The sequence below is a fragment of the Shewanella sediminis HAW-EB3 genome, from assembly GCF_000018025.1.
Classification (GTDB): Bacteria; Pseudomonadota; Gammaproteobacteria; order Enterobacterales; family Shewanellaceae; genus Shewanella; species Shewanella sediminis.
On the sequence record NC_009831.1, the window covers coordinates 1526863 to 1540145 of the forward strand.

Consider the following 13283-nt stretch of genomic DNA (forward strand, 5'->3'; position numbering starts at 1 on the left):
AGTATTATTATTTATTTAGAGGCCTAAATGGCACAGTTTTTTAAAGCAAAACCAAACAGTTCTAAGCAACTATCGGCAAAAGTTACATTAGAAGTGACTAAATTGGATCATTTGGGTGCAGGAATGGCACAGCATCAGGGGAAAATTGTATTTATTCCCGGTGCGCTTCCCAACGAAAAGGTGACCGTACAGCTCACCGAACAAAAAAAGCGTCACGCCCGCGCCAAGCTGCTTAAGATAGAGTCTGATTCAAATGACAGAGTCGAACCCAAGTGCCCTCATTACCAACAGTGTGGCGGTTGCGATCTTCAACATCTCTCTATAGATAAACAACGCAGCTATAAACAGTCTGCATTGGTCGATCTTATGGCAAAGCTGAGTCATACCGAAGCCGAGTCGTTAGCGCCGGCATTAATAGGCCAGGAGTGGGATTATCGCAGGCGTGCTCGGTTAGCGACTCACTACAATAAAGAGAGTAAGCAAATAACCTTAGGCTTCAGGGCCTCTGCGAGCAAACAGGTTATCAATATCGATGTGTGTCCGGTACTGGCTAAGCCATTATCTGACTTAATTGCGCCATTATCTCTGTTGCTGAATCAACTTTCGGGTAAAAAGGCCCTGGGCCATCTTGAGTTAATTGATGCCGATAATGGCTATTTTGCCGTATTAAGGATGACCAAGGCATTATCTGATAAAGATGCAAAAAAACTCACGGCCTTCGCGAATGAGAAAAGCATCAGCTTGATTGTTCAGGGAAATGAAGGTGAGTTCACTATTCTGGGTGATCGTAATGAGTTGCCATATTACGCTTTGGACGATGTGAAGCTAAACTTTACTCCCGGTAACTTTATTCAGGTCAATGCTGCCATCAATGAATCTATGGTGAAGCAGGCCGTAGATTGGCTGTCAGTAAAGCCAAATGAACGGGTGTTAGACCTGTTTTGCGGTGTAGGTAATTTCAGCCTGCCACTGGCAAAATCCGGCGCCGAAGTCATTGGTGTCGAAGGTGTTCCCGAGATGGTTAAACAGGCCAGAGAGAATGCTGCAGACAGCGGATTAGATAATGTTTCATTTTTTCATACCGATCTCAGTGCTGACCTCTCTAAAGAGACGTGGTTAGGAAAGGTAGATAAATTATTATTAGATCCTGCCAGAGCGGGAGCGTTTGAGAGCCTGCAATGGTTGAAAAAGATGAAGCCGAAAGCGATAGTTTATGTGTCATGCGACCCTTCGAGCTTAGCCCGGGACAGTGAGCCATTATTAAAGCATGGTTATAAGCTTAAAAAGCTTGGCTTAATCGATATGTTCCCTCAAACCCACCATATCGAAGCCATGGCGTTGTTTGAGTTGGATTAATTTACCGTTAAACAGTTAATTGTCTTATTTGTCAGCGTTTGTTAATTGACAAGTAAAGCACAATGCTGAAGATAGGTAGATTACTTTCATGAGTGACAAGGGACTCACCATTCTCTTCAATCACTGCCTTGTTCTGCTATCCTACGGGAGGTCTGAAACGAGCATTTTGAAGTGGCTTGGGTATATACTCTTTTAATTATAAGTTAAGGACGTTATTGAGATGGTATCAGTTCGAGAAGCACATTTTAGTGATCCGGATTTTCAGCTGGAGGAGTGGGTCAATCGCTACATTAGTGATACGGATGAAGCCCAGACTTTACTTGAACTGATCAGCCGTATCGAGATGATGGTGGCCGAGAGTAAAGAGGATAATGATCTTCTTAACCAACGTGCAAGAGAGATGATTGAGATCTTGGCACCGCTGAATATGGATATTGAGACGCTCCAGGCTTCGGTACTGTTTGTAATTTTCGATGCGGGGATCTTGTCTAAAGAAAAATTAGAGGAGACCTTCGGGAGCGGGCTGGCTAGATTGGTGAGCAGTGTCGAAACCATGAATGCCATTGGTGCCCTTAAAATCGATAACCAATCCCGGGCCGGAGAGCCCCAGATAGATAATATTCGCCGTATGCTTCTGGCCATGGTCGAAGATGTACGCGCCGTCGTGATTAAACTCGCCGAACGGATCTGTCTGCTGCGGGAGGTGAAAAATGCCGAAGAAGAGACTCGGGTTTTGTTGGCCCGTGAAATTGCCGATATCTATGCACCGTTAGCGAACCGACTCGGTATCGGGCAGCTCAAGTGGGAACTTGAAGATATCTCATTTCGCTATCTCCACCCTGAAACTTACAAAGAGATCGCCAAGCAACTCGATGGTAAACGACTCGATCGTGAAACCTTTATCGATGACTTTGTCGCTCGGCTTCAGGCCAGATTAGATAAAGATCAGATCAGAGCGAAAGTCTATGGTCGTCCTAAGCATATCTACAGCATCTGGAAAAAAATGAAGGGCAAAGATCTCACGTTCGATGAGCTATTCGATGTCAGAGCCGTTCGAATTGTGACGGACAGGCTTCAGGACTGTTACGGTGCTCTCGGCGTTGTTCATACACTTTGGCACCATATTCCACGCGAATTCGATGACTATGTTGCGAACCCTAAGCCTAATGGATATCAATCTATTCATACTATTGTCGTCGGGCCGGAGGGGAAAACGGTAGAGATTCAGATCCGTACCGAGCAGATGCATGAGGATGCCGAGCTTGGTGTTGCAGCCCACTGGAAATATAAAGAGGGGGCGAGTGGTGGCAAGCAGAGCGGTTATGAGGAGAAAATTAACTGGCTGCGTAAAATTCTTCAATGGCAAGAGGATGTCGCTGAAAGTGGCAACCTGGTCGAAGAGGTTCGCAGTCAGGTTTTCGAGGATCGCGTCTACGTATTTACCCCTAACGGTGAAGTTGTCGACCTGCCTTTGGGCTCAACCGTGCTGGATTTCGCTTACTACATTCACTCTCACGTTGGCCACAAATGTATCGGCGCTAAGGTCGATGGCAGAATTGTGCCATTTACCTATCAGGTCGAAACCGGTGAGCGGATTGAGATCATTACCTCTAAGCATCCAAATCCAAAACGAGACTGGCTAAACCCTAACTTAGGCTACATTCGTACCTCTCGTGCACGTTCGAAAATCCAGCACTGGTTTAAACAGCAAGACAGAGATAAAAACATCGTTGCCGGTAAAGAGATGCTCGAAGCGGAGCTTTCACGTTCCGGTTTGAAAATCAAAGATGCGCAAAGTGCCGTTGAGCGCTTTAATATGGTTAGCATGGATGATCTTCTTGCTGGAATTGGTGGCGGCGATGTTCGTCTCAATCAGGTGGTAAACCATGTTCAAAGCCAGATGCGGATCAACGATCTGACTGAAGAGGAAGTGGTCGAAGACCTGGTTAAAAAGAGCCAGAGCAAGTCCACCCGAAAGGGTAAAGGCCAGGTTGAGGTCAATGGCGTAGGTAACTTAATGAGCCATATTGCCCGGTGTTGTCAACCTGTACCGGGAGATGAAATTTTCGGTTTTATCACCAAAGGGCGTGGTATTTCAGTTCATAGAGCCGATTGTGAACAGGTAAAAGAGTTGATGCGTGCTCATCCGGAACGTGTTGTGGATGTTGTGTGGGGAGAGAACTACTCCGGGGGATACAAGATCCGTATGCGAATTATAGCCAGTGATCGCTCAGGGTTACTGCGTGACTTAACCTCTGTGCTTGCGGCCGAGAAAACCCATGTTATGGCGATGAGCTCCTCATCAGATGTTAAAACTCAAACCGCAGCGATTGAGCTGGAACTCGAACTCTACAATTTAGATGATTTATCGAGAGTGATCGCTAAGCTGACTCAAATTGATGGAGTGAGTGAAGCCAGAAGGCTATAAAGATTAAATCTGAACTGGTGATAACTATCAGTTCATACAAGATAAAATGACGGCTTAGGTCGTCATTTTCTTTTTACAACATTCATTCAAGGACCTTCGATGCATAATAATGCCGATATGCAGCCCCTTCTCGATATCATGGCTAAGCTCAGAAACCCGGATAATGGTTGTCCCTGGGACAGGGCGCAGACGTTTGAAACGATAGTGCCTTTTACGCTGGAAGAGGCCTATGAAGTTGCCGATACCATAGAGCGTATGGCACTCGATGATCTCCCCGATGAGTTAGGCGATCTGCTTTTTCAGGTGGTGTTTTATTGCCAACTGGGAAAAGAGCAAGGGCTATTCGATTTTGATGATGTGATAGAGAAAATCTGTACTAAACTCACTGCAAGGCATCCACATGTTTTTGGTGAACTGAAAGGGGCGACCAAAGAGCAGGTGAAAGATAGCTGGGAGAAGATTAAGGCAAATGAACGTAGTGATAAACAGCTACATTCGGTGCTGGACAATATACCGCTTGGCTTGCCTGCGTTGACTCGTTCGGTAAAAATTCAAAAAAGGGTCGCTCGGGTCGGCTTCGATTGGAATGAGCTTGCGCCAGTAGTCGATAAAATTCATGAGGAGATAGCCGAGGTCTTGCATGAAGTTGAGCAAGAGGAGGTGATCCCATCTAAGGTACAAGATGAGATGGGAGACCTGTTGTTTGCGGTCGTCAATCTGTCGAGGCATCTTGGTGTCGAACCAGAGCAGGCCCTCAGGCAGGCCAATACTAAGTTTGAGCGTCGCTTTCGAGGCGTTGAAACGTTAGCAGAGCTGAGTGGCAAGTCGATGCAAGAGCACAGTTTAGAGGAACTGGAGTGTTATTGGGGTGAAATAAAATTACAGGAATAGCCATTTAGATCAAATTTATTGTTTAACTTGTTTGTCGAATCGCTAGGGCTTTGGTATAATTACGCCCCGTCCTAGTGCTTTCATACAAGCACATATTTCCAACTCACTTTCTCAGGTTCATAATGACAACAAGGTATATCTTCGTTACTGGTGGCGTGGTTTCATCACTAGGTAAAGGCATTGCAGCAGCATCTTTAGCAGCAATTTTAGAGGCCCGTGGCCTTAATGTAACTATGATGAAGCTGGATCCTTATATCAATGTAGATCCGGGTACTATGAGCCCGACGCAGCATGGTGAAGTGTTTGTTACAGAGGATGGCGCTGAAACCGATCTCGATTTAGGTCACTATGAGCGTTTTATTCGTACCAAGATGAATCGTCGTAATAACTTCACTACCGGTCGTATCTATGAAGAGGTACTTCGTAAAGAGCGTCGTGGTGATTACTTAGGTGCGACTATTCAGATCATTCCTCATATTACCAATGCGATCAAAGAGAAAGTGCTTGCGGGCGGCGAAGGGCATGATGTTGCTATCGTCGAGATTGGCGGAACCGTTGGTGATATTGAATCTCTTCCATTCTTGGAATCTATTCGTCAGTTAAGTGTTGAGTTAGGGCGTGAACGTTCACTCTTTATGCATTTGACTCTGGTGCCATTCCTTGGCGCTGCTGGTGAAGTGAAGACTAAACCGACACAACATTCAGTGAAAGAGCTTCGCTCCATCGGTATTGCACCGGATGTACTGGTTTGTCGTGGTGACCGTCCTGTTCCAGCGAATGAAAAAGCAAAAATTTCTCTCTTCTGTAATGTAGAAGAGCGTGCTGTTATCTCGCTTAAAGACGTAGATAGTATCTATAAGATCCCTGCACTACTTAAGGCGCAAGGTTTAGATGAACTCGTGGTTAAACGTTTTGGTATTACTTGTCCTGAAGCCGATCTGCATGAGTGGGAACAGGTGATTTATCAAGAAGCTAACCCAACGGGTGAAGTGACTATCGGTATGGTCGGTAAGTACATTGAACTCCCCGATGCTTATAAGTCTGTAAATGAAGCGTTGAAACACGCCGGTCTTTTTAATCGCGTTTCAGTGAACATCAAGTATATCGATTCACAAACGGTTGAAGCTAAAGGCGAAGAGGTACTTCAGGGCTTAGATGGTATCTTAGTTCCGGGTGGATTCGGAGAGCGTGGCGTAGAAGGTAAGATCCTTGCGGCTAAATATGCCCGTGAGAATAACCTTCCTTATTTTGGTATCTGTTTAGGTCTGCAAGTTGCTTTAATTGAATTTGCACGTCACGTTGCAGGTCTAGAAGGCGCTCATTCAACAGAATTTAACAAAGAAACGCCGCATCCAGTGGTTGGTTTAATCACCGAGTGGATCAATGAAGAGGGTAATGTTGAGCAACGCCATGAAACATCAGATCTTGGTGGGACAATGCGTCTAGGCGCTCAGCTTTGTCATCTTTCTGAAGGTTCTAAAGCGGCGATTTCTTATGATGGTAATACTTGTGTAGAACGTCACCGTCATCGCTATGAAGTCAACAACAACTATAAAGATCGTCTTGAAAAAGCAGGCTTAGTATTTAGTGGTCTCTCTTCCGACCGCCAGCTAGTTGAGATGATTGAACTGCCAAACCATCCATGGTTTGTGGCAGGTCAATTCCATCCGGAATTTACATCAACACCTCGTGATGGTCAGCCATTATTCGTAGGATTTGTTGCTGCAGCCACCGCGTATCAGAAACGCGATTTAGGCTAAACCAATTTGAAGGCCGCTTCCGTTAACTGGAAGCGGCCTTTTTGTTTTTTGGTAATGTAAATTTTGGTGACCAGATTTTATTTTAACTTTTAATTTTTAAACTTAAATCGAGGTAATTATGTCTAAAATCATTAATGTCATTGGTCGTGAGATCATGGATTCACGTGGCAACCCAACAGTAGAAGCTGAAGTTCATCTTGAAGGTGGATTTAACGGTATGGCTGCAGCGCCATCTGGCGCTTCTACCGGTAGTCGTGAAGCATTAGAATTACGTGATGGCGATAAAACTCGCTACATGGGCAAAGGTGTATTAAAAGCTGTTGCTAACATCAATGGTCCTATCCGTGATGCTTTAATGGGCAAAGATGCAACTAATCAAGCTGAACTCGATCAGATCATGATTGACCTTGATGGTACTGAGAACAAAGACAAGCTAGGCGCTAATGCTATTTTGGCTGTCTCGCTTTCAGCGGCTAAAGCTGCAGCGTCATTTAAAGGCTTGCCTTTATATGCACATATCGCTGAGCTAAATGGTACTGCTGGTCAGTACTCTATGCCTGTACCTATGATGAACATCTTAAACGGTGGTGAGCACGCTGATAACAACGTGGATATCCAAGAGTTTATGGTTCAGCCTGTTGGCGCTAAAACGTTCCGTGAAGCACTACAGGTAGGTGCCGAGATCTTCCATAACTTGAAGAAAGTACTTCAAGAGAAAGGTCTGAGTACTTCTGTTGGTGACGAAGGTGGTTTCGCTCCTAACTTAGCTTCGAATGCCGATGCATTAGCAATGATTAAAGTTGCTGTTGAGAAAGCTGGCTACAAGTTAGGTGAAGATGTCACTCTTGCTCTGGACTGTGCCGCTTCTGAGTTTTACAAAGATGGCCAGTATGACCTTACCGGTGAAGGTAAAGTTTTCAGCGCTAACGGTTTCTCAGACTTCCTTAAGTCATTGACTGAGCAGTACCCAATTGCTTCTATCGAAGATGGCCTTGACGAGTCAGATTGGGATGGTTGGGCATACCAGACTCAAATCATGGGTGACAAGATCCAGCTTGTAGGTGACGATCTGTTTGTTACTAACACTAAGATCTTAAAGCGTGGTATCGATAACAACATCGCTAACTCAATCTTGATCAAGTTCAACCAAATTGGTTCTCTGACTGAGACTTTAGCGGCTATCCGTATGGCTAAAGATGCCGGTTATACCGTTGTTATCTCTCATCGTAGTGGTGAAACTGAAGATTCAACGATTGCCGATCTTGCTGTTGCAACATCTGCTGGTCAAATTAAGACTGGTTCTCTATGTCGTAGTGACCGTGTTGCTAAGTACAACCAATTGCTTCGTATCGAAGAGCAGTTAGGTGAAAAAGCACCATACCGTGGTCGCAGCGAAATTAAAGGTAAAGCATAATTTATCGATTTACTTTTAGCTGACAAATTATCGTTAAGTGATATTTGTATATCGATTCTTAAGTGCTATAACAGGCAGTTAAGATGATAGAGACAGCAAAAAGCGATTAAATTACTGTGAAAATTGAAAAGGTCACCATTAGGTGGCCTTTTTTGTTACTATCCATTCAATATCATCGAATTTTCAATATTGAGTATTGAACTAGCTATGAAACGTCTCCTGTTTGTATTAGTAGCCCTGCTAGGCTTACTTCAATACCAGCTTTGGTTAGGGGTAAATAGCCTACCTGAATCGTTTCACCTGCGAGAGCAGATAGGTTTCCAGCAAGTGAGTAATGCTAAATTAGTCGCGCGAAATGAAGTCTTGCGGGAGGAGATCAGCGATCTTCGCAGCGGCACTGAGGCATTAGAGGAGCGTGCCCGGAATGAATTAGGCATGGTAAAGAAAGGTGAGACATTTTTCAGAGTCGTTGGAGGTCAACGTCAGTCTCTAAATGCGTCAAACTAATAACTCCTCATTATTTTACCAACTAGAAATAGCATGAGCCTTCTAAAATGAATGACAGCCAAGATAAGATTGTCGCTATCGTACCCGCTGCCGGAATAGGTAGCCGAATGGGAGCCGAGATCCCCAAGCAATATCTACTGATTGATGAGAAGACCATTTTACAATTAACACTGGAACTGCTGTTAACTCATCCAAAAATAGATTGTGTGGTCGTTGCACTCCATCCGGAAGATCAATTTTTTAAAGGCTTACCCCTTTCATCACATCACAAGTTACACACAGTTGTTGGCGGCTCTGAGCGAGCCGATTCAGTTCTGGCTTGCTTGAATCATCTCGGTGGTGATTGTTGGGCTATGGTGCACGATGCCGCTCGCCCCTGTTTGACTCATGGTGATATCGATAAGCTCATTGCATCGCGGCAACGTTTTCCGCAAGGTGCAATTTTAGCAGCGCCGGTCAGGGACACAATGAAACGTGGCAATGCTGACGGAACCGTAAAAGAGACTGTGTGTCGTGAACGATTATGGCATGCGTTAACCCCTCAGCTTTTTCCGGCTGCCCTTCTTAAAGGTAATCTCGAACAAGCGTTAGCTCAGGGGGCTAATATTACCGATGAAGCCTCTGCGATGGAGTGGGCCGGCGTGTCTCCTGGATTGGTGGACGGCAGAGTCGATAATATCAAGATCACTCATCCGGATGACCTTTTATTGGCTGGATTATTCTTAGGAAATGCGCACAGCTTAGAGCGGTAAAGCTTCATTTATTCCTCTAAGTGACGCTCTATTCCAGAGCAGCCCGTATGGCAACGGGCGTTATGAACACAAATATGGACTGCAAATGAATATACGTATAGGTCATGGTTTCGATGTGCATAAGTTTGGTGGCGGCTCTCCCCTCTTGTTAGGCGGGGTTCATATCCCCTATGAGACAGGCCTTATTGCGCACTCCGATGGTGACGTGGTGCTACATGCTATTTCAGATGCTGTTCTCGGAGCCGTTGCGCTTGGAGATATCGGCAAGCATTTTCCCGATACCGATGAGGAGTTTAAGGGAGCCGATAGTCGTCATCTACTGCGTCATTGTTATCGATTAGCGAAAGAAAAGGGCTATTCGATGGGTAACCTCGATGTCACTATCATTGCACAAGCCCCTAAAATGGCCCCCCATATTGAGGCGATTCGTGAGGTTTTAGCGCTCGATTTTGAAACCGATACTGACAATATCAATGTAAAGGCAACAACGACCGAAAAACTTGGCTTTACGGGACGTAAAGAGGGCATTGCCGTTGAAGCCGTTGTGCTTCTCGTTAAGTCAGCCGATTAACTGAACATACTTACTACACTTAATAACAGCAACTCGGTACATATGACCGGGATAAAGAGCGACCATGATTGAACTTCATTACTTACACGGTAAACCTGTTTCTAAAGCAGACCTACGTACACATAACAGCGATTTTATTGTGCAGGAGATATTACCCTTTGCGCCGACGGGGGAAGGTGAACATCATCTGCTTCATATTCGCAAAGATGGCCTGAACACCGCTGATGTGGCAAAAATTCTGTCGGGTTTCGCTCATGTTCATCCTAAAGAGGTGACCTATGCCGGTCAGAAAGATAAAAATGCGATCACCGAGCAGTGGTTTGGCGTTCGTATTCCCGGTAAGGATACGCCGGATTGGGCGAGTCTCAACAGCGAACAGCTAACCGTCCTTTCGAGCAGCCGACACGGTAAGAAGTTACGTATCGGCGCATTGGCCGGGAATCGCTTCACTCTGACACTGCGTCAGGTTTCAGATATGGAAGATGTGATTGCCAGAATTGAAAAGATCAAACAGACCGGCGTGCCTAACTACTTTGGTGAGCAGAGGTTTGGTCATGATGGCAAAAACTTGATCTTTGGTCGTCAGATGTTTGCCGGACGTAAAGTTAAAGATAGAAAAAAAAGCAGTATGTATCTATCTGCCGTGCGCTCCTACCTGTTTAACCTGGTTGTGTCGGCAAGACTCTGTGAACATGGGTTAGCCAGACTCGATGGTGATAGCGTTATGCTGGCAGGGAGTAAAAGCTATTTCGTCGCAGAACAATGGGATGAAACGCTACTGAATCGTCTTGCTGAGAAAGATATTCAACTGTCGGCTCCAATGTGGGGAAGAGGGGCTGCTTTACCTCAAGGGGAGGCGGCTGAATTTGAATCTAAGGTACTGGCCGAACTTGAACAAGATCGTGACGGTCTGGAACACGCAGGCTTGAGTCAGGAGCGACGCCCCTTGTTATTAGAGCCGCAACATTTCAGCTATCAACAAGAGGGCGACGATGTCTTAGTCATCAAATTTGCCCTGCCTGCCGGGAGCTTTGCGACTTCAGTACTAAGAGAGTTGTTTGACTATGAAGATGTCAACGACCGCGAGTTTCGATTGCGCCAGCAAGCAAGACAAGAGGAATCAATGCTTAAATAACGAGTTAATTAAGCATGGGTTAAAGTTAAGTATAAAATTGTAAAACCGGGGCCAGTATTAATGATAAAGATCCTAGTAAGTAATGATGATGGTGTTACGGCGCCGGGCATAAAGGCACTTTCAGATGCTCTATCCACTTCTTATCAGGTGATGACGGTTGGCCCTGACAGAAACTGTTCGGGGGCGAGTAACTCTTTAACCTTGACGAACCCTCTACGTATCAATACCTTGAGCAATGGGTATGTCTCGGTGAGCGGAACGCCAACTGACTGTGTACACCTTGCCATTCGTGAACTATACACTGATGAGCCCGATATGGTGGTATCCGGCATCAATGCCGGGGCAAACTTAGGTGATGACACCTTGTACTCAGGCACCGTTGCTGCGGCGATGGAAGGGCGGTTTCTCGGCTTACCCGCAATTGCCATCTCATTGGTTGGCTCAACGCTTACTCACTACGAAACTGCGGCTCATTTCGCCTGTAAGGTGATAGCCGGATTGTTGAAGAAACCGATCGCACAAGATCAAATTTTAAATATTAATGTACCCGATCTTCCCATCGAACAGGTGAAGGGGATCAGGGTGACGCGCCTGGGGGCAAGGCATAAAGCCGAAGGTATGATACGTACTCAAGACCCCGCCGGGCGTGATATTTTTTGGTTGGGTCCGCCCGGTGATGAGCAAGATGCCAGTGATGGCACCGACTTTCATGCCGTGACTAATGGCTATGTGTCTGTAACGCCATTGACGGTTGACTTGACAGCTTTTGAACAGATCTCAACAATGCAACAATGGATAGATAAGATATGAATGGGGTAGCGACAAAGTCCGCGTTGAATCTGGCGAGAAGCTTGTATGAGGCAGGGATTAAAAATGAAGGTGTTTTAAAAGCCTTGGCTGATACGCCAAGAGAGATGTTTTTGGATGCGGCGCTTGGTCACAAGGCTTATGAGAATACAGCATTACCCATAGGGCAGGGACAAACTATCTCTCAACCCTATATTGTCGCAAGAATGACTGAACTTTTATTGGAAAATGCACCTAAAAGAGTGTTAGAGATAGGCACTGGCTCAGGTTACCAAGCCGCCATCTTAGCAAAGCTTGTTCCTGAACTATGCACGGTTGAACGCATAAAGAGCTTACAGATCCAAGCAAGACTGCGTCTTAAGAGGCTGGATCTTCACAATATCTCTTTTAAGTATGGAGATGGTTGGAAAGGCTGGGCTAATAAAGGGCCGTTCGACTCCATTATGGTTACGGCCGCTGCCAGCACTATCCCTGAGGCGTTGCTTACTCAATTAGCGGACAAAGGCGTGCTCGTTATACCTGTAGGTGATGAGTCTCAACAATTACTCAAAGTGGTCCGTCATGGCGATACCTTCAGTTCTGAAGTGGTCGAAATGGTTCGGTTTGTGCCATTGGTTAATGGTGAACTGGCATAGCATTCTGCTTGTGGCCGAGAATTAAGTTTAGGAGCATTTTTTGGTAGTTGCGTTTAAGACCTGTTGGGGCGGTCTGTTTTTTTGCTTCCTATCGCTAATTTTAGTCGGCTGCAGTTTTCAGTCTGATAGGCCTGCACCTGTGGCAAGCGTCAATATTCCTGTTAAGACAGCTTATAACAAAGGTTCATTAAAATCTGATTCTTATCGCGTAAAGCAAGGTGATACCCTCTACTCAATAGCGTGGGCATCTAACAATGATTTCATTAAATTAGCTAATAAAAACAAGCTGAAAAAGCCCTATACTATCTTCCCCGGTCAGAAACTTAACCTTAATTTGACACGCCCTGTTACAAATAGTCAACAGTCTAAAAGCGCGTCAAATAATAGTCCGAAAGTTGTACCTGTGAAGCAGAAAGTCGCTAATAAACAGGTGGATAGTAGGCATGTTTCGGCTCGGGAAGTAAAAGCGACACAGTCAAAAAAATCACTTGATCAACATCGCAAGTCTGCGTATTCTGTAACAAGCAATCAACAAGATGTTAACCAGCCTATCCACAGGCCAACGAGTACCCTTCCAAAGAAGGTAAGCAAGTGGCAGTGGCCAAGGAGAGGCAAGTTGATTGGCACTTTCTCTGCCAAAGAGCAGGGGAATAAAGGAATTAAGATAGCAGGGAATCGTGGTGACATCATAAAATCCGCAGCCGATGGGCGTGTTGTTTATGCGGGAAGTGCACTTCGAGGCTATGGAAACTTAGTCATTATCAAACACAGTGATGATTACTTAAGCGCCTACGCACATGCTGATAAGATCTTAGTCAAAGAGAAGCAGTTTGTAGCAGTAGGGCAAACGCTGGCAAAAATGGGTAGTACGGGTACTGATCGGGTTATGCTACATTTTGAGATCCGTTACCATGGAAAATCCGTTAACCCACTAAAATATTTACCTAAACAATAATGGTTTAGGAGCCAATTTTGGCATTTGGAGGATAGTAAAGTGCAGTAATTTTTGAAAAAATTTGGGAGATCA

At 45.3% G+C, this 13283-nt stretch carries 12 protein-coding genes; all 12 read left to right on the top strand.

Going from position 1 to position 13283, the window contains the following annotated elements:
* The first annotated feature begins 27 nt into the window (after nt 1-27).
* Nucleotides 28-1356, top strand: a complete 1329-nt coding sequence (rlmD, locus tag SSED_RS06605; protein WP_012141633.1) for a 23S rRNA (uracil(1939)-C(5))-methyltransferase RlmD — start codon at nt 28-30, stop codon at nt 1354-1356.
* Between the two features lie 220 nt (nt 1357-1576).
* A complete protein-coding gene (gene relA / locus SSED_RS06610; protein WP_012141634.1) occupies nt 1577-3784 on the top strand; it encodes a GTP diphosphokinase in 2208 nt (735 codons plus the stop codon).
* A gap of 99 nt (nt 3785-3883) precedes the next feature.
* A complete protein-coding gene (mazG, locus tag SSED_RS06615; RefSeq protein WP_012141635.1) occupies nt 3884-4675 on the top strand; it encodes a nucleoside triphosphate pyrophosphohydrolase in 792 nt (263 codons plus the stop codon).
* A 122-nt stretch (nt 4676-4797) separates the two neighbouring features.
* On the top strand, nt 4798-6435 hold the full coding sequence (gene pyrG / locus SSED_RS06620; RefSeq protein ID WP_012141636.1) for a CTP synthase: 1638 nt from the start codon (nt 4798-4800) through the stop codon (nt 6433-6435).
* 118 nt (nt 6436-6553) lie between these two features.
* Nucleotides 6554-7849: a phosphopyruvate hydratase gene (gene eno, locus SSED_RS06625; protein ID WP_012141637.1), complete on the top strand. Its 1296-nt coding sequence runs from the start codon at nt 6554-6556 to the stop codon at nt 7847-7849.
* Nucleotides 7850-8056: 207 nt separating this feature from the next.
* Nucleotides 8057-8356, top strand: a complete 300-nt coding sequence (gene ftsB, locus SSED_RS06630; protein WP_012141638.1) for a cell division protein FtsB — start codon at nt 8057-8059, stop codon at nt 8354-8356.
* A gap of 47 nt (nt 8357-8403) precedes the next feature.
* Nucleotides 8404-9108, top strand: coding sequence for a 2-C-methyl-D-erythritol 4-phosphate cytidylyltransferase (gene ispD, locus SSED_RS06635; RefSeq protein ID WP_012141639.1), 705 nt, complete (start codon nt 8404-8406; stop codon nt 9106-9108).
* A gap of 85 nt (nt 9109-9193) precedes the next feature.
* Nucleotides 9194-9679 (top strand): 2-C-methyl-D-erythritol 2,4-cyclodiphosphate synthase, encoded by a 486-nt coding sequence (gene ispF, locus SSED_RS06640; protein WP_012141640.1) that lies wholly within the window; start codon nt 9194-9196, stop codon nt 9677-9679.
* A 64-nt stretch (nt 9680-9743) separates the two neighbouring features.
* Nucleotides 9744-10814: a tRNA pseudouridine(13) synthase TruD gene (gene truD, locus SSED_RS06645; protein WP_012141641.1), complete on the top strand. Its 1071-nt coding sequence runs from the start codon at nt 9744-9746 to the stop codon at nt 10812-10814.
* 60 nt (nt 10815-10874) lie between these two features.
* A complete protein-coding gene (surE, locus tag SSED_RS06650) occupies nt 10875-11624 on the top strand; it encodes a 5'/3'-nucleotidase SurE (RefSeq protein WP_012141642.1) in 750 nt (249 codons plus the stop codon).
* Nucleotides 11621-12256, top strand: coding sequence for a protein-L-isoaspartate(D-aspartate) O-methyltransferase (locus SSED_RS06655; RefSeq protein WP_012141643.1), 636 nt, complete (start codon nt 11621-11623; stop codon nt 12254-12256). Before surE ends, SSED_RS06655 begins: the two co-directional genes overlap by 4 nt.
* A gap of 40 nt (nt 12257-12296) precedes the next feature.
* Nucleotides 12297-13211, top strand: a complete 915-nt coding sequence (locus SSED_RS06660; protein ID WP_012141644.1) for a peptidoglycan DD-metalloendopeptidase family protein — start codon at nt 12297-12299, stop codon at nt 13209-13211.
* The last annotated feature ends 72 nt before the right edge of the window (nt 13212-13283 follow it).

Bases quoted from the DNA above. Each gene is read 5' to 3' on its own strand.
- rlmD (WP_012141633.1), top strand. From the start codon at position 28: ATGGCACAGTTTTTTAAAGCAAAACCAAACAGTTCTAAGCAACTATCG.
- relA (WP_012141634.1), top strand. From the start codon at position 1,577: ATGGTATCAGTTCGAGAAGCACATTTTAGTGATCCGGATTTTCAGCTG.
- mazG (WP_012141635.1), top strand. From the start codon at position 3,884: ATGCATAATAATGCCGATATGCAGCCCCTTCTCGATATCATGGCTAAG.
- pyrG (WP_012141636.1), top strand. From the start codon at position 4,798: ATGACAACAAGGTATATCTTCGTTACTGGTGGCGTGGTTTCATCACTA.
- eno (WP_012141637.1), top strand. From the start codon at position 6,554: ATGTCTAAAATCATTAATGTCATTGGTCGTGAGATCATGGATTCACGT.
- ftsB (WP_012141638.1), top strand. From the start codon at position 8,057: ATGAAACGTCTCCTGTTTGTATTAGTAGCCCTGCTAGGCTTACTTCAA.
- ispD (WP_012141639.1), top strand. From the start codon at position 8,404: ATGAATGACAGCCAAGATAAGATTGTCGCTATCGTACCCGCTGCCGGA.
- ispF (WP_012141640.1), top strand. From the start codon at position 9,194: ATGAATATACGTATAGGTCATGGTTTCGATGTGCATAAGTTTGGTGGC.
- truD (WP_012141641.1), top strand. From the start codon at position 9,744: ATGATTGAACTTCATTACTTACACGGTAAACCTGTTTCTAAAGCAGAC.
- surE (WP_012141642.1), top strand. From the start codon at position 10,875: ATGATAAAGATCCTAGTAAGTAATGATGATGGTGTTACGGCGCCGGGC.
- SSED_RS06655 (WP_012141643.1), top strand. From the start codon at position 11,621: ATGAATGGGGTAGCGACAAAGTCCGCGTTGAATCTGGCGAGAAGCTTG.